The organism is Raoultella sp. T31 (assembly GCF_002806725.1).
Classification (GTDB): domain Bacteria; phylum Pseudomonadota; class Gammaproteobacteria; order Enterobacterales; family Enterobacteriaceae; genus Klebsiella; species Klebsiella electrica.
Genome location: NZ_PIBO01000008.1, coordinates 118,315 through 137,452 on the forward strand (window position 1 = coordinate 118,315; position 19,138 = coordinate 137,452).

Here is a 19,138-nt window from a genome sequence, read left to right on the forward strand (position 1 = left end):
AAGATAGTGGAATGATAAACAACTCAAATGAGTGAATCATGGACCAGCTCACCAGTATCAGGGTTTTCGTAAAGGCGGCTGAGACGGGGTCGTTTGCCGCCACGGCCGCACAACTGCGGCTCTCGCCGCAGATGGTCGCCCGACACGTGGCCGCGCTTGAGGCGCATCTGGGCACTTCATTAATCGCCCGCACCACGCGCCGACAGACGCTCACCGATATCGGGCGTGGCTACTATGAACGTTGCCGCGTGGTACTGGCTGAAATAGCGGAAGCGGACGCGGTGGCGCAGGAGATGAAAGCGACCCCATCAGGCATTATCCGGGTGAATGCGCCGGTCACGTTTGGTTCGCATGCGCTCGCGGCCTTTATTACCGACTATCTTGCCCGCTACCCTGACGTCCAGGTCGAGCTGACGCTGAGCGACCGCATTGTCGACCCGATTGAAGAGGAGTTTGAGGTGATCGTGCGTATCGGCGAGCTGGCCGACAGTTCGATGGTCGCTTGGCCGCTGCTGCCATACCGGCTGATTGCCTGTGCGTCACCTGACTATATTTTGCGTCACGGCGAGCCGCAGACGCCGACCGATCTTCAACAGCATGCGTGTCTGGTCTATGGTCACTGGTCGGCAGGGAGCGCCTGCCGGTGGCAATTTGAGAAAGAGGGGACCATGTTTGAGGTTAAACCCTCCGGGCGCTTGCGAGCGAATGACTGGAAGGCGCTGATGAATGCCGCCATTGCGGGGCACGGTATTACCCTGGGGCCGGAAGAGGTGTTGAAAACCGAAGTGGCGCGGGGGAGTCTGGTGCAGGTTTTAGCCGGATACTCAGGACCAGCGCGGCCCATGCATGTTCTGGTGCCGACCGGACGGCGGCGAACGACGAAAATTAAATGTTTTGTCGACGCATTAAGAGCCGCACTGGGCCCGCGCTGAATCCGTTCGGGCACCCCGTTGGCAGGGTGCCGCTGGGCGTTAGCGCGCCGCGCGTTGCAAAATTACGCTGGACGGTTGACGCTGCAGGAAACGCATCCGCAGCATCATCATCACTGCCGCCGAGGTGAGCCCGATAATAAATCCGCACCAGAAACCCGCAGGCCCCATACGCGGAACCAGCGTATCCGTTAAGGCCAGCAGGTAGCCGCTCGGCAGCCCCAGCACCCAGTACGCGGTAAACGTGATAAAGAAGATCGACCGCGTGTCTTTATATCCGCGCAAAATCCCGCTACCAATGACCTGTACGGAGTCAGAAATCTGATAAATCGCGGCCAGCAGCATCAGCTGGGAAGCCAGCAGGACCACTTCCGGGCTGTCGTTATACAGTAGCGCAATCTGCTTACGCATCAGAATAGTGAAAATCGCCGTGATGACGGCCATGCAGACGCCAACGCCGACCCCGGTTCTGGCAGACACCTGCGCATCGAGGGTCGAACCCTGTCCAAGACGGAAGCCGACGCGGATGGTGACCGCTGCCGCCAGCGAGAGAGGTAAAACGAACATCAGCGAGCTGAAGTTCAGGGCTATCTGATGGCCCGCGACATCCACAATCCCTAACGGGGAGACCAGTAGCGCAACGACCGCAAACAGGGTGACTTCGAAAAACAGCGCCAGCGCAATCGGCAGCCCGAGCTGCGCCAGGCGTTTAAGCACGCCGAAGTCCGGGCAGCTGAAGCTTTCATCGCTACGGATATCGCGCATAGAACGGGCGCGGCGTACCCAGGAGATCATGCAAAAGAACATCACCCAGTAAACGGATGCCGTCGCCACGCCGCAGCCGATGCCGCCCAGTTCGGGCATGCCAAAGTGGCCGTAGATAAAGATATAGTTCACGGGAATATTGACCAGCAGGCCGATAAATCCTATCACCATCCCCGGTTTAGTTTTCGCAAGGCCTTCACACTGGTTACGTGCGACCTGGAAGAAGAGATAGCCGGGAGTGCCCCACAGCAGCGCGCGCAGGTAGCCCACCGCTTTTTCGGCGAGGGCCGGGTCAATATTGTGCATCGAGCTGATGATGTACCCGGCGTTCCACAGGACCACCATGACCAGCAGCGACACCAATCCCGCCAGCCAGAATCCCTGACGAACCTGGTGGGCAATGCGGTCGCGGCGACCGGAGCCGTTTAGCTGCGCGATAACCGGCGTCAGCGCCAGCAGCAGACCATGGCCAAAGAGAATGGCGGGGAGCCAGATTGAGGTGCCAATCGCGACGGCCGCCATGTCGGTGGCGCTATAGCCGCCCGCCATGACGGTATCGACAAAGCCCATGGAGGTCTGGGCGACCTGTGCGAGGATCACCGGGATAGCCAGTGCTAATAACTGACGCGCTTCAATAAAATACTTCTGCACGTGAACACCTTTATATTGTTGTTATTTTGAGACTAAAAAAGCCGCCGTAAATGGCAGCAAGAAGAAAGAGCTGAAGGGATTTCCAGTCTATTGTAGCGAGGATGCGCCATTAAGCCAGTGAAAAAATGGTAGGGCACGATGCGCGCTGGCAACCTGTTTTGCCAACTGGTATTGTTCCCGACAGGTATAACGGTAATGATACCGTCACGAAAGTCTACAGGAGTAAAGCATGTTTACTGGCATTGTGCAGGGGACCGCTAAAGTGGTGTCCATCGATGAAAAACCCAATTTTCGCACCCATGTGGTGGAGCTGCCTGAGCATATGCTCGCCGGCATCGAGACCGGGGCATCGGTGGCGCACAACGGTTGCTGCCTGACGGTCACCGAAATTGACGGTCCGCGCATCAGTTTCGACCTGATGAAAGAGACGCTGCGTATTACCAACCTCGGCGCTGTAGAGGTGGGGGACGTGGTCAACGTGGAACGAGCGGCGAAATTCAGCGATGAGATCGGCGGCCATCTGATGTCCGGTCACATTATGACCACGGCGGAAATCGTCAAGATCCTGACCTCGGAAAATAACCGCCAGATCTGGTTTAAAGTTCAGGACCCGACGCTGATGAAATATATCCTCTATAAAGGATTTATCGGCGTCGACGGGATCAGCCTGACGGTCGGTGAAGTGACGCCGACGCGTTTTTGCGTGCATTTGATCCCGGAAACCCTGCAGCGCACCACGCTTGGCGTCAAAAAACTCGGCGACCGGGTGAATATCGAGATCGACCCGCAAACCCAGGCGGTCGTCGATACCGTGGAACGCGTGCTGGCGGCGAAAGAAGCAGCCCAGCGCCTGAGCGATGAATGATCGGGCGCTGCTGCCGGATGAAGAATGAAAGAAAAGGCATCCCCCGTGTTAACGGGGGATAGTTTTAGCGGGCAACGCGAAGGCCGTTTTCAACACCGCGAGAAAAGACGACCTGCCAGAGCTGAATATCGCGTGCGCGAAATGCTCCCGCGCAGGCGTTGAGATAATAGCTAAACATCCGTTTAAAACGTTCCGAATAGTTATCGGCGATCTCGGGCCAACTGGCCAGGAAGCGCTCGTACCAGGCCATTAGCGTGGTATCGTAATCGGCACCGATATTGTGCCAGTCTTCCATCACAAAATGGGATTCGCTGGCTTGCGCGATATGACGAACCGAAGGCAGGCAACCGTTGGGGAAAATATATTTATTGATCCACGGATCGACGCTGAGGTCCGTTTTTTTGGAGCCAATGGTGTGCAGTAAGAAACGACCGTCAGGTTTCAAATTACGATCCACCACGTCAAAATAGGTGGCGTAATTTTTAGGTCCCACGTGTTCAAACATCCCGACGGAAACAATGCGATCAAAGTGGTCATGCAGGTCGCGATAGTCCTGCAGCAAAATGGTGACATCCAACCCTTCGCATCGCTGCTGGGCCATTTTTTGCTGCTCGGCGGAAATGGTCACCCCGACCACGCTGACGTGATAATTTTTGGCCATGTAGTAAGCCAGCCCACCCCAGCCGCAGCCAATATCCAGCACCCGCATCCCCGGTTCCAGCTGCAGCTTGCGGCAAATAAGATCTAATTTAGCTACCTGCGCCTCTTCCAGCGATTGCGCCTCTTTCCAGTACGCGCAGGAATATTGCATATAGGGGTCGAGCATACGGCTGAAAAGATCGTTGCCGAGGTCGTAATGTTCTTTTCCGACAATCCAGGCGCGCTTTTTACTTTGTAGATTAAACAGGCGAGCGCCCGCGACGCGTAACGTATCTTTGAGATGATGCGGGAGCTGATTTTCCAGCCCGGCGCGCAGTACTTTATGGAAGAATAGATCCAGCCGTTCGCAATCCCACCAGCCGTCCATATAACTTTCACCTAACCCCAGCGACCCTTCCTGCAAAACACGTTTAAAAAAGAGCGGATTGTTAATCTGCAGATCGCAGGGGGCGGGGCCATTGACTTCAATGCCCGCGCGACCGAGTAATTCGGTTGCAATTCGGTACCAGTCGTCGTTTGGTACGCTTACTTCTTCTATACACGATGAACTCATAGCTTCTCCATCACGCCCAAGTGATCAGAACCTTAAAACAGCGTAGACGCTTTTTTGGCTTTGTGAGAAATCTCACGGAATATCCGTGAAGCTGCTATCCGACGTAGAACAGAGGAAGGGCGAAAACCCTTGCCGAAAGGCCTTCCATGGTGAAACGGGATGCATCCTGCTCCCGTTAATCTTAAAAATTTTTTTATTTATGTGAAGCCGCACCAGTATAGGCCGCTGAGATCAGGCTTTCAATAAAAATATATTAGCAGGCTAATTACTGACCTGTAACATCACTGAAACGAATTTATGCATGCGATGACTCCGTGGTCAGGCACACGCTCTGACGCTGCATAAAATAGCCCAGCCCGGCCAGCACGATAGAAACCAGCATCACGCTGGTAGTGGTCAGCAGCGGCGTGGCAATCAGCGCCGAGACCAGCAGGCTGGTCAGGAAGCACAGGCCGAGCTGCAGCGTGTTCTGCAACGCGGCGGCACGACCTGTCGCCTGCGGGAACGGCTTCAGCGCCTGGGCGACAACTATCGGGTAAATCCCGCCATTGACAATCGCCATCACGCAGAAGGGAATCATCAGCGCAATAATTGAGGCGTCCGCAGCCAGGCCCACCATCCAGGTTGCGGCCACGCTGACGGCGAAAATCACCAGTAGCCAGGGCAGCAGCTGTTGGCCCTGCCATTTCTGCAGCGCCGCGCGGCATCCATAGCCACCGACTAAAAAAGCGATAGTCTGCGGGACATAGCTAAGACCGATAGCGGTCGGACCGTAGCCCATCTCATGGAGAATAAACGGCGACCCGGTCAACCAGGCAAAAAAACTGGCGGAGCAGGCGGCGTAAATCAGCACGTTGCCGCTGTATTCGCGTGAGCGCAGCAGCGTCATAAAGGTCAGTTTTTCGCGGGCGTCACCCTGCGGCCTGGCGACCGGCTTCAGGCGCAGGGCGGGGACCATCAGCAGCAGGGCGATGGCAAAAAGAGTGGCAAAAATGGCCTGCCATTCGAGATGGGCGAGCAGCCAGCTGCCGAGCAACGGCGCCAGAGCCGGCGATAACCCCACCAGCGGCATGATGGTGGCGAAAATACGGTTAGTGCGCTGGGCGGGATAATAGTCCGTGACCATCGCCTGCCAGGTCACCGCCGCCGCGCAGACGCCGAGAGCCTGGATAAAGCGCAGCGCCAGCATCAGGGTGGCATCGCGTACCCACAGCATTCCCAGACAGCCGATAGCGAAGATAGCCAGCCCGGTCAGCAGAATCGGTTTACGTCCGTAGCGGTCCGAGAGCGGGCCCCATAACAGCTGCCCGATGGCGAAGCCGGCGAGGAACAGACTTAGGCTGGCGCTGACCGACGCCGCAGAGGTATTGAGATCCTGCTGGATAGCCGAAAAGGCCGGCAGATACATGTCGGTGGCCAGGAAACCCAGCACGCTGAGTCCCGCCAGCCACACTAAAAATCCTTTCCCCGGTTGTTGCATAACATTCTCTTATAGATGCAGATAGGATGCCGCAGAGTGTAGGGAGTGCATTCTGGCTTGTGAAACGCTAATATTTGCTACATGCATTCAAAATTTTTGCAGGCAGAATATGTGGTCCGAATACTCACTCGAAGTTGTTGATGCTGTCGCCCGCAACGGCAGCTTCAGCGCAGCGGCGCAGGAGTTGCACCGCGTACCTTCGGCGGTCAGTTATACCGTCCGTCAGCTGGAAGAGTGGCTGGCGGTACCGCTTTTTGAACGCCGCCATCGCGATGTCGAATTGACCCCCGCCGGGCTCTGGTTTTTACAGGAGGGACGTTCTGTTATCAAAAAAATGCAGATCACTCGCCAGCAGTGCCAGCAGATAGCCAACGGCTGGCGCGGTCAGCTGTCGATAGCCGTGGATAACATCGTTAAACCGGCCCGTATGCGGCAGATGATTGTCGATTTCTATCGTCACTTTCCGGATGTCGAGCTGATTGTTTTTCAGGAGGTCTTCAACGGCGTCTGGGACGCGCTGGCCGACGGGCGCGTGGAGCTGGCTATCGGGGCCACCCGTTCGATTCCGGTGGGGGGGCGCTACGCTTTTCGCGATATGGGGATGCTGAGCTGGGATTGCGTGGTGGCGAGCCATCATCCGCTGGCGCAGATGACCGGCCCGCTCAGCGATGATGTGTTGCGCAACTGGCCGTCGCTGGTCCGGGAGGATACCTCCCGCTCGTTACCGAAACGCACGACCTGGCTACTGGATAACCAGAAAAGGGTGGTGGTGCCGGACTGGGAGTCATCGGCGACCTGCCTGTCGGCGGGATTGTGCGTTGGCATGGTGCCGAGCCATTTCGCCCGCCCCTGGATTGACCGCGGCGAATGGACCGCGCTGGCGCTGGAAAACCCGTTTCCGGATGCCGCATGCTGCCTGACATGGCAGCAGAGCGACGCCTCGCCGGCCCTCTCATGGCTGCTGGATTATCTGGGGGACAGTGAAACGTTAAACCGGGAGTGGCTGCGGGCGCCGGAGTAGCCGGCGCCGCACGGGCGATTAGCGACGGTAGTCGACGAACGGGCCGTCGACGACAGAGCGGCGCTCTACCAGTCGCGGGTGAACCTCAATCGACTGGGACTCTTCGCGCTTATTGACGATCCGATCCATTAGCATATTGAAGGCCGCTTCCCCCAGCGAGTCTTTCGGCTGATGGATGGTGGTCAGCGCCGGGCTGAAATAGCGGGCGTTACGCACGTTATCATAACCGATCAGCGAAATGTCCTGCGGCACGCGCAGACCCATCTCATCCGCAGCACAGATGGCGCCCATTGCCATGATGTCGCCGCCGCAGAAGACTGCCGTCGGGCGATGCTGCTGGCTGAGGATCTGCTGCATCGCGCGGTAGCCGGATTCAGGCTCGAAGTCGCCCTGAACAATCCAGTTTTCCGGAACGGCGATCTGCGCTTCTTCCATGGCTTTCATAAAGCCCGCCAGGCGCCCGGCTCCGGTGTTACGCTCCAGCGGACCCGGGATCACGCCGATTTCACGGTGGCCGCGTTCGATCAGGTAGCGACCAGCCATGTAACCGCCTTCGAAGGCGTTATCGATCACCGAATCAGTGAAGTCGGCTTTGGATTCACCCCAGTCCATTACCACCATCGGAATATGGCGGTACTCTTCCAGCATGCTGAGCACCGATTCCGGATATTCAGAACACATAACCAGCATGCCGTCGACGCGCTTTTGCGCCATCATCGACAGATAGGCCTGCTGTTTTTCCGGATCGTTCCACGCATTGCCGAGAATCAGGGTATAGCCTTTCTGGAAACAGCTCTTTTCTACGGCTTCAATAATCTCAGCGAAATAGGCCGCTTCGCTGCTGGTGGCCAGCAGGCCGATCGATTTGGTGTGATTAACCTTCAGGCTGCGAGCAACGGCACTTGGAGAATAGTGCAGTTCTTTGATCGCCGCCCACACGGCGTTGCGGGTCTCTTCCGCCACGAAACGGGTTTTGTTAATTACATGTGATACTGTTGTAGTGGAAACGTTTGCGCGCTTCGCTACATCTTTAATTGTTGCCATTACTTCTCACTCCAGACCTTGACCTGATCGTCTGATTATCGATACGTAAACGTTTGCCTGTACACACCCTGAAGACAATTTTCATCATTGCATCACGTCGGGAAAACGACACAGAACGACAGGAAGGGGTCAATGGCCGATACGCTTTCAAATTAGCGTGGGATTTTGTCCGATCTTGCGGCAAAGGGGAAGAGCAAAAATGTGCATCGCCCTAAAACATGGAAGATTTTTGCGCGATAGTGTGCAAAAATGAGCAAGCTCACTTTTCATGTGGGGATAACAGGGGGAAAAATTGATGGATACAGATTTAAAGTTTTCGCTGACGACAACGATTATTGTCCTGGGTCTTATCGTGGCCGCTGGCCTGACAGCGGTACTGCACTGATTTATCCGGGGGAGAGGTCTCTTTCCCCCGACATCCCGCCATTATTATCAATTTCGCAAAAATCTTTTGCCATTTCGTTTACTTTTGTTTTTTTGTGATTGATGTCATGCTTTTGACTTCTGATGAGATACCGTCGCCGATGACGGTCTGCTGGAGTCATTGCATGAAAATCAACTTCCCCTTATTAGCGCTGGCGATAGGCGCGTTTGGTATTGGCACCACGGAGTTTTCCCCGATGGGGCTGCTGCCGGTGATTGCCAAAGGCGTCGACGTGTCAATTCCGGCGGCGGGAATGCTGATCAGCGCTTATGCGATCGGCGTGATGGTCGGGGCGCCGCTGATGACTTTGCTGCTCTCTCATCGCGCGCGCAGAAATGCGCTGATTTTTCTGATGGCGATCTTCACGCTGGGTAACGTCCTCTCCTCAATGGCGCCGGATTACACCACGCTGCTGATTTCGCGCATTATCACCAGCCTTAACCACGGGGCTTTCTTCGGCCTCGGTTCGGTGGTGGCGGCGAGCGTGGTGCCCAAACACAAACAGGCCAGCGCGGTGGCGACCATGTTCATGGGGTTGACCATCGCGAATATTGGCGGCGTTCCGGCGGCGACATGGCTGGGCGAAACGATCGGCTGGCGGATGTCGTTCCTCGCGACGGCAGGTCTGGGGCTGGTGGCGATAGTTAGCCTGTGGTTTTCGTTGCCCAAAGGCAGCGCTGGCGAGCGTCCGAACGTTAAACAGGAGCTCTCCGTGTTGGTCCGTCCGCAGGTGCTCTCCGCGCTGCTGACCACCGTGCTGGGGGCCGGTGCCATGTTCACCCTCTATACCTATATTGCGCCGGTGCTGCACACCGTTACGCGCGCCTCGCCGCTGTTCGTCACCGCCATGCTGGTGTTGATTGGCGTCGGCTTTTCGCTGGGTAACTACCTGGGCGGTAAGTTCGCCGACCGCTCCGTCTCCGGGACGCTGAAGGGTTTTCTGCTGCTGCTGATGGTTATCATGCTGGCGATTCCGCTGCTGGCGCAGACGCAGCTGGGGGCCGCTATCAGTATGGTGGTCTGGGGGGCGGCGACCTTCGCCGTGGTTCCGCCGCTGCAAATGCGGGTGATGCGCGTGGCCCATGAAGCGCCGGGGCTCTCTTCGTCAGTCAATATCGGGGCGTTTAATCTCGGCAATGCGCTGGGCGCGGCAGCCGGCGGCGCGGTGATTTCCTGCGGACTGGGCTATGCTTTTGTGCCGGTGATGGGGGCGATAATTGCCGGAGTGGCGCTGCTGCTGGTGCTGTTTGGTGGGCGTTCGCAGCCGGAAGAGGCGTTGGTCGGATAGCCGATGTATTCGCAGAAGGGTTGCCCCTTCTGCGTTCGCGTTTTAGGCCGCCAGATTGGCCGCGACAAACTTCCAGTTTACCAGCGCCCAGAAGTGCGCCAGGTAGTCAGGACGGGCGTTACGGTAGTCGATGTAATAGGCATGTTCCCAGACATCCACGGTCAGCAGCGGTTTGGCATCGCCGGTCAGCGGCGTGCCAGCGTTGCTGGTGGAGACAATGCTCAGGCTGCCATCGCTGTTTTTAACCAGCCATGTCCAGCCGGCACCAAAGTTCTTCGCCGCCGCGTCGGTAAACTTCGCTTTGAACTCTGCAAAGCTGCCGAAGGATTGATTGATAGCGGCTGCCAGCTCACCTTCCGGTTCGCCGCCCGCATTCGGCGCGAGGCAGTTCCAGTAGAAAGTATGGTTCCAGACCTGGGCCGCATTGTTAAAGATGCCGCCTTCAGAAGAGCGGACGATCGCTTCTAAAGATTGACCTTCAAACGCGGTGCCTTTGATCAGGTTGTTGAGGTTGGTGACATAGGCCTGGTGATGTTTACCGTAGTGGTATTCCAGGGTTTCTGCGGAAATGTGCGGCGCCAGGGCGTCTTTTGCATACGGTAATGCAGGTAATTCAAACGACATTGTTACTCTCCTTATAACTTCTTGTTTTTTAGCTCACATTCAAAGGATGTTTCACCATCCAGAACAGCATGTACTGTCCCTCGCCGCGGCGAGTGCGACAGGTTTTTATTGTGATCAGAATGCTAACACTTGCAGAAGGGAGTTAAAAGCCTTGCAATGATAAAGGGTATATTTAACAACCGCAGCCGGTTAAGCCTTAGCCGGACGGCAGGAGATCCCCTTGCCGCAGAGCCGGTTGAATGCCGTTGCTGCTAAAAGATACAGTGATGACTGAAAAATCCATTTTGCAGAGATCTGTGGTGTCTAACTCGCTACGAGCGGCCTTCGGCCTCGGATCATGGCGGCATGTCCTGGCATGAGATGAGCCTGGCGTTATAGCGAGAACAGTTGACCTGCCGCAGGCGCGGCAGGTGAGGTTCAGCGAATGGTTTTGGGGGTCATTACGCGGCGCGCGCCGACATAGTGGCGAATCCAGTAATCCTCGCTTAATGAGGTTATCTGGATATCGCGGCCGGTACGCGGCGACTGAATAAACTTGCCGTTGCCGACGTAAACGCCGACGTGATCGGCAGTGCCGCGCCCACGGGTGCGGAAGAAGACCAGATCGCCGCTTTGCAACTCGCCGCGGTCGACCGGACGGGCATCGCGCAGGTGATACATCTCATTGGCGGTGCGCGGAATGCGGATTTTTACCAGATCCTTATAGGCGTAGTACACCAGCCCACTGCAGTCGAAACCGGTACGCGGCGAGGTTCCGCCCCAGCGATACGGTTTGCCAATCTGGTCCATTAACTTCGACATGGCGGTGGTTTGCGCTTTCTGTACGCGGACTTTATGTGCATCCGCCAGCGTCAGCGGTGGTTCTTCCGCGACTGTTTTACAGCGTTTTTTGTAGCCTTTACGCACGACGCATTTGCTCTGCACGCTGGCCATAACCGGAGCCGGCTCGGCACCAGGCGCGATCGATTTGGCACACTGTTTTTTATACCCTTTACGCAAGACGCATTTTTTCGTGCCGACGGCGTGACGGTTCAGCGCTGTCTGGCTGGATTCTATCGTGCGGGTAGGGTGTCTGGTGCGGGTGGCCGTTGAGGCTTTCTTGCTGGAGGTTTTGGTTGTGGACTTTGTTTTCTGACTGGTGGCTTTTTTCTTGCGTTCTGTTGTGCCTTTCGCCGCATGCGCTTTTGGCTTAGCGGAGGTGTGCGTATGCCCTGAAGCATGCGCCAGTGGTGTAAATGAGATAGATGTAAACAGTAATGCACAGAGCGAAATCGCGATTTTGTTTAGCCGCGCCACTGAGCAATCCCCTGATTAATGACAGATATGTACCCATACCTGACGGTGAATGACAAATCCCAACGATTCTAAAGCATAAAAACCCGAAAAGTTAATACTCTTTTGTATCTAAAGTGTATATGAAAATTTCCGTTTTTAATCAATGCATTATAATGGTCAATTCAAAATCATTCAAAACAAATTCATTACCCGACCTCGATCCTGTTCCACTCCCGACCCCTGTCATCACGATATTTTGCCGTCATGATACCAGACTTATGCCCTAGTAAATGCTGCGCAAAACTGTCTCCAGCTTGTTTTCCGTACAACCTTGCCGACAGGCTACGCAACTCATGAAAGCCTGGTGGTTCACCAGAGAAATTCCCACCAACTATTCTCCGTAACAAGCCGCCGGTTGGTTTTGATGGCTCAACCTTAATAGCCGTTTCCTGAAATAAATATTCCACACCGTCTTTCTTCGGCGCAGGATAAATCTTGCTTTCTCTCACCCATCGACGAACAGTTTCAAGGCTGCGTGGCCGTGGCTGCCTGGCGTTCCATTCTTTTAAGGTAATAAGGGCCATGTTCACCTCATTACCGGCCTGTAATGTAAATCAGGCCGGCTTAATAAATTGATAATTCGATATCAGGAAACCTGACCGGGTAAAGGGCGGAGCCACCGGGCGCAGTTCATGGCCGTGGCTACGTAGCTGCATTTCCGGTTTACGACTTCGACAGTGATTTTTGAACCCTGAACGACGACTGTATAAATCCGTTTCGTCTTCTGCCATCTTCATGCAAATGCAGAGAGTTAGCAGAAGATCGGAATACTCATCAGTTGCTGCGCGCAAGGCCGTAATGGACAGCGAGCCGGTTTATCAGTGTCAGTTCTATCACACCGATGCATCGGGTGAGCTCGAATTTCATTGGGAGGATGTGAACCAGGATTTTTACGAGCAATGGGATTCGAAGCGTCGCGGCGACCGCAGAATGCTCTATCGCAACACGCAGCCAGCGCCGGAACGTGAGCAGGTGCGCCGTGAGCATTCCGAGTGGTCACAGGTAACCTTCGGGAATGTAGGACCTGTTGGCCCACTGAAGCATCTCTCGAAAGAGGCTTTAGAAGCGGCAGCCGAACCCGGCGACCTAAGCGAGCGGGCCGACATGCAGTTTCTGCTGTGGAATGCTCAGCACCGTGCCGGTATCACTGACGAGCAGATTACCAGGGCGATGATCGAAAAACTGGTGGTGAACAAACAGCGCGAATGGCCGGAGCCGAAAAATGGGGAGCCGCGGTTGCATATCAGAGATAAGCCTGACGTTAGATGAAGAGAAATACTTAAACTTACTTCAAGCGTGATAGTCCGGCCAATAAACGCCGATTAATACTGCTATAGCAGACATTATCAACAAACAGGATATCAGTAGCCTTGACTTAACTGATGGGTCTTTGTCCCCTCTTCGGTAATGTCTTATAAGTAGCAATGCAAACGACAAACTAATGGCTGAATGAGTATAGGCTAATTTCTCGGGTAAAAGCATGAAAATTTCCTTCCTTTGAATCCTATGACTTAGTCTTCAAATAGTTTAGAACATTTATGCGTCTGAGTTCTATACTGAATGTAATGAGGGAAGTGATGTTCAATCAAGCCTTTGTAGTGGATTTTGAGGATTTCAAGGGAGGGGCGTGCATGCGCATTTGGAAGTTTGGGAAGGGAGTAAAAACATTATCTGACGTAAAGTTTAGTTTGGCACTTTTGATTTGTAAACCATCAGCGATGGCATAAGAGTGTTAATCCCATTCAGTTTACAAGTGTTTTATTTTCTTCAGAACTAGATCGTGGACTTGCATGACTTGATTATGCCATGATAAGAAATAGTTAGAAGGTTATTTCAACTTATTATAGGTTGTAACTTATACAGTTTAGCATGTGAAGTAGGTGGTGAATGATGGCGTATTTGGATTATTTTTTGAATTTTATTAAGAGCAACCCAGCATTGGCCATAGGTTTTAACATTGTGCTTCTGATTGTGTCTGGATTTTTTGCGCATATTATGTGCAAGTTCCTGTTAATTAAAGTTGTCAGGAAAGTGTTTTTTTCCAGTCATAAACAAGATGTTCCTCTTGAAAAAGATCGACGTATTGCTGAAAAGTTATCCAACTTCGTTCCTGTTATTATTGTATATTATGTTCTACAATTCATGCCAAATATGCCAGCGTCATTGGTCACTGGCATAAATACAGTATGCGGAATCTTATTTTTCGTTTTTATGTCTGTCTTTTTTAATGAAATGCTAGATATCGTTAATGGTTCTTATTTAAGAAAAACAAAACGTAAAAATCATTCGATAAAAGGTTATATACAAATAGGTAAGATTTTAGTTCATATCATTGCGGCAATAATGATACTTGCCGTTATGTCAAACAAATCGCCTGCAATTATTATCTCGAGTCTGGGTGCTGTTGCTGCTGTGCTAATGCTAGTATTTCAGCATACGCTGCTTTCGCTTGTAGCCAACGTCCAGTTGTCATCAAATGACGTACTTCAACTCGGTGATTGGATTGAAATGCCAGATAAGAATTTGAGCGGGGAGGTTACCGATATTGCGTTACACACAATTACTATACGCAATTGGGATAATACGATTTCACGTATACCTACGAAAAATTTCTTAACAGAAACATATACTAACTGGCAGGCTATGTTTTCTTCTGGTGCTCGAAGGATAATGCGTAGTACTACAATAGATCAGCACTCGGTTACTTTTTTAACTCAGGAAATACTTGCACCAATACTTGCGATACGAGGTGTGAGTGAATCTCTCTCTAAGTTAATCGATGGGCGTGATGCAATGGGGATTGCGGACAGTTGGTTTATAGATAATGGACTGACAAATCTAACGTTATTTCGCCATTACATGATGGCCTATTTGGCTGAACGATCTGATATTATCAAGGATATGTATGTTGTAGTGAGAACATTAAAACCTTCAGCCTCGGGGATTCCACTGGAAATTTATTGCTTTACCACTTCAACACTGTGGGTGGATTACGAGAATACTCAATCAGAAATTTTTGAGTACATCACGGCTATTGTTGAAAAGTTCCATCTTCGTATATATCAGTATCCGGCAGGACATGATTTTTGGCATTCATCACCCGAAAATTGTATTCGTAAAAGCGAACATTTTAATGTTGATAGTTAGTTTTGACAAAGAGCTACACATTGATTTTTAAACTGCATGTAAATTCTCGGTAGTTGATTAAGATGGGTTACAGCCGGATCATCCGATCCGCGCTACATCGAAATGGCCAGGCAGAACGCCAAAAAATAACCTTTTCTCGTTTTGCAATTACTGGCATTCGGCTGCGACAGGAACCGGTGTGGGGCCGGTGTATGTGATGCTAAACAGTTCTTATTGTCCGACTAACGCTAAGGGTAAATATAGCGGACGTGACTATAATACTGACAAAACTGGTGGCCCAGATCTAAAATCTGGACTGGAAAGATGCTAAGATTGACGGTGTGGGTTTGGATGAGGTGAAATCACATGCTGGTCGGTTTGGTGAATCACCAGAAAATAAAGTCATGATCGAACGTCTGGAAAAAATTCTGAAGGGTGAGTTACAGGCCACTGATACAGACAAGTGTTTTTATACTCATGAAGCCAGGGAACTAGAACATTATCGAAATCTTGGGGTTAAAGACGGTGAAGTTCCAGGAAATGACGCTGAAGTATGGAATAATATTCATACGGCAACGTTACAGGATTGTAAGTTTCCTTCTGATGAGAATCTATTATATACGCCAGATGTGCTTAATTCACAGAAATAAAAATTGAGGTGTGAAGTGATTGATTATAATTTGATGGTTAAAAATGAGTCAATGAAGGACATTATTTTATTTTTAGTTTCTCTCGAAAGTAACGGTATAGCATATCCGTCTATAGATAGGTTTTTTGGCAGGCATAAAGCTGCTGAAAAATACGAATCATATAACATAAAGTTAATTGAAGAGACAAAAAAACTTGAGGGTAGTGGCCTGATTTTTTCTTCCAAAACCTACGGATCTGGATATAAAAAAGGCCCTAACTGGGAAGAGCCTAAATTCGTGGCTGAGAAAAAATACGGTATTGAATAGACTTAGCACATGGCTACCTTACTTTTAATTTCGAGTGGGGAAGTGCAGATGAGGGAAAGTAATGCTAGATCTTGAAAGTATTTATAAAAATGAAAGTGTGGAAGATGTTCTTCTGCATTTCGCTCTACGAACACCATATCCGAGCATAGACAGGATGTACGTGAATTACAAATTTGAAGTCATTGAGCATGGCGAATTACTGCGAACTCATCAACGATTATTTGACGAAGGAAAATTAAAAAAAACAGGCAGGCCACTTCCAGAAAAAGGCCCTAACTGGAAAGAACCGAAATTCGTAACTGAGAAAAAATACGGTATTGAATAGACTTAACTCATTATAACTACAAGAATTTATGCTGGTTTTTTGCAATTGATTTCCCATAATCATGTCGTCGGAGCCTGAACAACTCCGGTGACTTCTGCGCTTTGAGGGGGACTCAAAGTGAAAATGACAATCAGGATACCTTTCAACCAGTTACAGATGCAGAAATACATCTGCGTTTTATTACATTCAGTGCTTTACCTCTTTGGAGGTGAAGCGTGAAATTCTGCCTCATCAACGACAAAGTTAAGCGTAACGTCGTCAACTTCATCCAGTCTCTACCTGTCGATCACCGATCGCCACTGATTATCGAGGCGCGCGAAGAAAGCCGCACCGATAAGCAGAATCGCCTCATGTGGCCACTTTTGAAAGACCTGAGCGATCAGGTTATCTGGTACGGCGAAAAACTGGAGCCAGTGGAGTGGAAAGACCTCATCACCGTACTGGTAAGCCAGATGCAAAATCCGGAGTGCGAGCAGAAATACGCCCGGGGTATCAACTGCGGCCGCGTCTACTTCGTCGTTCGTTCCTCTCAATTCAGCAAGCGCTACATGGTCGAGGTTATCGAAGCGATCTACTGGTTCGGCACCGGGCACAATGTGAAGTTCAGCGAAAAGCCCAGTAGTCGATGACGAACTGCGCCTGATGCATGCAGAAGGTGTGCTCAGAACACTGGCCATATGGAAAAAAGAAGGACGGGTAAAAGCATGAGCATGAACAGGGATATTCGTGATATCCGCCTGGGCAGCAGCCAGCGTCATATACTGACGACTCAGGGGGATCAGGTTCTGCCTGAGCTCATCAATTTTCGCCATGATCTGGCGCCAGGGATCCAGCGGTTGACCTGCACGATCGGGAACAATGGCAGCGGGCCCGTTGGCCAACTCATCCAGACGTTTGGCGTTATCGAGCAGCACAGCAGGCGACGTGCTCCCCAGTGACGGATTAAAGGCCATGTTTTGCTCCAAAAAAGCATTTGCCTAAACGAGGGTTTGTGCGAAATGTCGGAGATTTTTACAATCAGCAATTTCAAGGAGTTATAAAGTGCTGATTGGCTATGCTCGGGTGTCCACCGGGGATCAAAACCTCGATTTACAGAAAAACTCGCTGATCCGCGCAGAATGTGAACAGATATTCGAAGACACAGCGACGGGAAGAATGCCCGCCGTCCGGGATTAAAGCGTGCACTGCGGCGACTCCGCCCGGGTGATGTGCTGGTGGTCTGGAAACTGATCGGCTGGGGCGTAGCGTGCGCGACCTGATCACATTGGTATCGGAACTGCAACAGCGTGGGGTGAATTTCCGAAGCCTGACCGACTCGATAGACACATCAACGGCAGCCGGGCGCTTCTTCTTCCACGTTATGAGCGCGTTGGCGGAGATGGAGCGCGAACTGATTGTAGAGCGGACTCGTGCAGGGCTGGCGGCGAGAGCGCAGGGGCGCACAGGTGGGCGCCGGCGGGTAATGACTCCTGATGTTGTGGATCGCTGCCGTAGGATGATGGAGAACGGAGCTACCCGGCAGCAGGTTGCAGATGTGATCGGGGTCGGAGTGAAGACGATTTACAAATATTTCCCTGCGGGATAAGGATGCCTATAAACAGGTCAAAAAGACATCTTAAGTGATTGATAAATAGTGAATAGATGGATTTCCCCCTATAACTCCAGACTCATCGACTCTCTTATTTAGGCCTGCCAGCGTCGCAGATATTCCCGCGGCGAACGGTAGCCTAACGCACTGTGCGGATGTCATTCTCCCGACTAGTCATTAATTTAAGGTGGGTCGAAGTGTCTGGTGATCTATGGGGCCAGTCTAAGAGATACCGCTTTTACACGGGCAAAGTGATATTTTTAAGGCAACTTCTGGGCACAGAAGATAAAATATAATGAGTGAAAAAAATGTTATTATCCGTCCTGCGTTCAGGACGCTACAATGACAAATTACTGCCGTATAGAAGTTAAGGAAGCATGACAATGAGCACGACTGTAGAAAAAATCCAACGTCAAATCGCTGAAAACCCGATCCTGCTGTACATGAAAGGGTCTCCGAAACTGCCAAGCTGCGGTTTTTCCGCTCAGGCTGTACAGGCGCTGTCTGCATGCGGCGAGCGTTTTGCCTACGTTGACATCCTGCAGAACCCGGATATCCGCGCGGAACTGCCGAAATATGCGAACTGGCCGACCTTCCCGCAGCTGTGGGTTGATGGCGAGCTGGTTGGCGGTTGCGACATCGTGATTGAAATGTATCAGCGCGGCGAGCTGCAGCAGCTGATCAAAGAAACGGCGGCAAAGTACAAGGCCGACGAACCGAAAGCTGAATAAGCCTGCTGCCAGTAAAAAAGCGACTTCCTGTGAAGTCGCTTTTTTTGTCTCTTATTCTTCTTGTCCGGCAAGCGGTAATGGCCAGCCGCCAAGACGTTTCCAGCGGTTGACGATTTCGCAAAACAGCTGTGCCGTCTGCTCGGTATCGTACAACGCAGAGTGCGCCTTGGCACCATCAAACGCCATCCCGGCGGCCAGGCAGGCTTTGGACAGCACCGTCTGACCGAGCGCCAGTCCGCTCAGCGCCGCGGTATCAAACGTCACGAACGGGTGAAACGGATTACGTTTCAGTCCGGCGCGTTCGGCGGCGGCCATCGTAAAGGTGAGATCGAACGTCGCGTTGTGGGCCACCATGATGGCACGATTACAATCGTGGTCCTTAATTCCCTTGCGGACCATTTTAAAAATGGCGTGCAGGGCGTCGTATTCGCTCACCGCGCCGCGCTCAGGGTCATGCGGATTGATGCCGTTAAAGGCCAACGCTTCAGGCTGCAGATTGGCGCCTTCGAAAGGTTCAACATGAAAATGCAACGTCTCGTCCGGCATCAACCAGCCTTGCTCATCCATTTTCAACGTAATGGCGGCTATCTCAAGCAGGGCATCGGTTTTAGCATTAAACCCGGCGGTTTCTACATCAATCACCACGGGGTAGAAACCACGAAAACGGTCGCACAGACCATTAAGTTGAACGTTCTCGGACATCAGATTCTCTTAACTGGAAAAAAGTAGCGCGCATTATGGCAAATTTTGCCGTGCCTTGCAGCAGGAAGGGG

Annotated in this window: 19 protein-coding genes and 5 pseudogenes; 14 read left to right on the forward strand and 10 right to left on the reverse strand. The window is 52.1% G+C overall.

The features are described from left to right. The first annotated feature begins 38 nt into the window (after positions 1-38). Positions 39-932, forward strand: coding sequence for a LysR family transcriptional regulator (locus tag CWM52_RS08245; RefSeq protein WP_100683647.1), 894 nt, complete (start codon positions 39-41; stop codon positions 930-932). 39 nt (positions 933-971) lie between these two features. Here CWM52_RS08245 and mdtK read toward each other — a convergent pair whose 3' ends face one another. After that, on the reverse strand, positions 972-2,345 hold the full coding sequence (gene mdtK / locus CWM52_RS08250; RefSeq protein WP_100683648.1) for an MdtK family multidrug efflux MATE transporter: 1,374 nt from the start codon (positions 2,343-2,345) through the stop codon (positions 972-974). Positions 2,346-2,574: 229 nt separating this feature from the next. Here mdtK and CWM52_RS08255 point away from each other — a divergent pair, with 229 nt between their 5' ends. After that, a complete protein-coding gene (locus CWM52_RS08255; RefSeq protein ID WP_100683649.1) occupies positions 2,575-3,210 on the forward strand; it encodes a riboflavin synthase subunit alpha in 636 nt (211 codons plus the stop codon). A gap of 64 nt (positions 3,211-3,274) precedes the next feature. On the opposite strand, the gene cfa is transcribed toward CWM52_RS08255, so the two are convergent. Together cfa and punC are read right to left on the reverse strand one after the other, a co-directional pair. Continuing rightward, on the reverse strand, positions 3,275-4,423 hold the full coding sequence (cfa, locus tag CWM52_RS08260) for a cyclopropane fatty acyl phospholipid synthase (RefSeq protein ID WP_100683650.1): 1,149 nt from the start codon (positions 4,421-4,423) through the stop codon (positions 3,275-3,277). Positions 4,424-4,718: 295 nt separating this feature from the next. After that, positions 4,719-5,903, reverse strand: a complete 1,185-nt coding sequence (gene punC, locus CWM52_RS08265; protein WP_100683651.1) for a purine nucleoside transporter PunC — start codon at positions 5,901-5,903, stop codon at positions 4,719-4,721. 109 nt (positions 5,904-6,012) lie between these two features. Here punC and punR point away from each other — a divergent pair, with 109 nt between their 5' ends. Then, entirely contained in the window at positions 6,013-6,924 is a 912-nt protein-coding gene (gene punR / locus CWM52_RS08270) for a DNA-binding transcriptional activator PunR (RefSeq protein ID WP_100683652.1), read from the forward strand. 18 nt (positions 6,925-6,942) lie between these two features. Here the strand turns inward: punR and purR are convergent, their stop codons facing one another. Next, positions 6,943-7,968, reverse strand: coding sequence for an HTH-type transcriptional repressor PurR (purR, locus tag CWM52_RS08275; protein ID WP_100683653.1), 1,026 nt, complete (start codon positions 7,966-7,968; stop codon positions 6,943-6,945). Between the two features lie 295 nt (positions 7,969-8,263). On the opposite strand from purR, the gene CWM52_RS08280 reads away from it, so the two are divergent. Both CWM52_RS08280 and CWM52_RS08285 read left to right on the forward strand, forming a co-directional pair. Further along, the gene (locus CWM52_RS08280; RefSeq protein WP_004862736.1) at positions 8,264-8,353 is read left to right on the forward strand and encodes a YnhF family membrane protein; all 90 of its coding nucleotides are present in this window, start codon (positions 8,264-8,266) and stop codon (positions 8,351-8,353) included. A gap of 163 nt (positions 8,354-8,516) precedes the next feature. Further along, positions 8,517-9,680 (forward strand): MFS transporter, encoded by a 1,164-nt coding sequence (locus CWM52_RS08285; RefSeq protein ID WP_100683654.1) that lies wholly within the window; start codon positions 8,517-8,519, stop codon positions 9,678-9,680. 42 nt (positions 9,681-9,722) lie between these two features. Here CWM52_RS08285 and sodB read toward each other — a convergent pair whose 3' ends face one another. The 4 genes and pseudogenes from sodB to CWM52_RS08310 all read right to left on the reverse strand — a co-directional run. Next, positions 9,723-10,304, reverse strand: coding sequence for a superoxide dismutase [Fe] (gene sodB, locus CWM52_RS08290; protein ID WP_004862730.1), 582 nt, complete (start codon positions 10,302-10,304; stop codon positions 9,723-9,725). A gap of 417 nt (positions 10,305-10,721) precedes the next feature. Continuing rightward, on the reverse strand, positions 10,722-11,600 hold the full coding sequence (locus tag CWM52_RS08300; protein WP_100683655.1) for a C40 family peptidase: 879 nt from the start codon (positions 11,598-11,600) through the stop codon (positions 10,722-10,724). Positions 11,601-11,785: 185 nt separating this feature from the next. Further along, positions 11,786-12,163, reverse strand: coding sequence for an excisionase (locus CWM52_RS08305; protein WP_100683656.1), 378 nt, complete (start codon positions 12,161-12,163; stop codon positions 11,786-11,788). 62 nt (positions 12,164-12,225) lie between these two features. Continuing rightward, positions 12,226-12,366, reverse strand: a pseudogene (locus CWM52_RS08310) (DUF4060 family protein); the annotation flags it as partial. 206 nt (positions 12,367-12,572) lie between these two features. Here CWM52_RS08310 and CWM52_RS08315 point away from each other — a divergent pair. From CWM52_RS08315 to CWM52_RS26710, 7 genes and pseudogenes are all read left to right on the forward strand, one after another. After that, a pseudogene (locus CWM52_RS08315) lies at positions 12,573-12,896 on the forward strand (dATP/dGTP pyrophosphohydrolase domain-containing protein); the annotation flags it as partial. A gap of 633 nt (positions 12,897-13,529) precedes the next feature. Then, a complete protein-coding gene (locus CWM52_RS08320) occupies positions 13,530-14,786 on the forward strand; it encodes a mechanosensitive ion channel family protein (RefSeq protein ID WP_100683657.1) in 1,257 nt (418 codons plus the stop codon). Between the two features lie 335 nt (positions 14,787-15,121). After that, positions 15,122-15,415: a pyocin gene (locus CWM52_RS26470; RefSeq protein ID WP_227521271.1), complete on the forward strand. Its 294-nt coding sequence runs from the start codon at positions 15,122-15,124 to the stop codon at positions 15,413-15,415. 15 nt (positions 15,416-15,430) lie between these two features. Continuing rightward, entirely contained in the window at positions 15,431-15,721 is a 291-nt protein-coding gene (locus CWM52_RS08330) for a hypothetical protein (RefSeq protein WP_100683658.1), read from the forward strand. 61 nt (positions 15,722-15,782) lie between these two features. Next, on the forward strand, positions 15,783-16,046 hold the full coding sequence (locus CWM52_RS08335; RefSeq protein ID WP_100683659.1) for an immunity protein: 264 nt from the start codon (positions 15,783-15,785) through the stop codon (positions 16,044-16,046). 215 nt (positions 16,047-16,261) lie between these two features. Then, positions 16,262-16,675 carry a recombination protein NinB gene (locus CWM52_RS08340; protein WP_100683660.1) on the forward strand — a complete coding sequence of 138 codons (414 nt, stop codon included), beginning with the start codon at positions 16,262-16,264 and terminating at the stop codon, positions 16,673-16,675. After that, positions 16,674-16,754 (forward strand): annotated as a pseudogene (locus tag CWM52_RS26710) (DUF1364 domain-containing protein); the annotation flags it as partial. The gene CWM52_RS08340 and the pseudogene CWM52_RS26710, both read left to right, overlap by 2 nt. On the opposite strand, the pseudogene CWM52_RS08350 reads toward CWM52_RS26710, so the two are convergent. Next, positions 16,739-16,999, reverse strand: a pseudogene (locus tag CWM52_RS08350) (hypothetical protein); the annotation flags it as partial. The pseudogenes CWM52_RS26710 and CWM52_RS08350 sit on opposite strands and share 16 nt — an antisense overlap. 88 nt (positions 17,000-17,087) lie before the next feature. Here CWM52_RS08350 and CWM52_RS08355 point away from each other — a divergent pair. Both CWM52_RS08355 and grxD read left to right on the forward strand, forming a co-directional pair. Beyond that, positions 17,088-17,631: pseudogene (locus CWM52_RS08355) on the forward strand (recombinase family protein). A gap of 386 nt (positions 17,632-18,017) precedes the next feature. After that, positions 18,018-18,365, forward strand: a complete 348-nt coding sequence (gene grxD / locus CWM52_RS08360; RefSeq protein ID WP_100683661.1) for a monothiol glutaredoxin 4 — start codon at positions 18,018-18,020, stop codon at positions 18,363-18,365. 51 nt (positions 18,366-18,416) lie between these two features. Here grxD and rnt read toward each other — a convergent pair whose 3' ends face one another. Then, complete coding sequence (gene rnt / locus CWM52_RS08365) at positions 18,417-19,067, reverse strand: ribonuclease T (RefSeq protein WP_100683662.1); 651 nt, start codon at positions 19,065-19,067, stop codon at positions 18,417-18,419. Between the last annotated feature and the right edge of the window lie 71 nt (positions 19,068-19,138).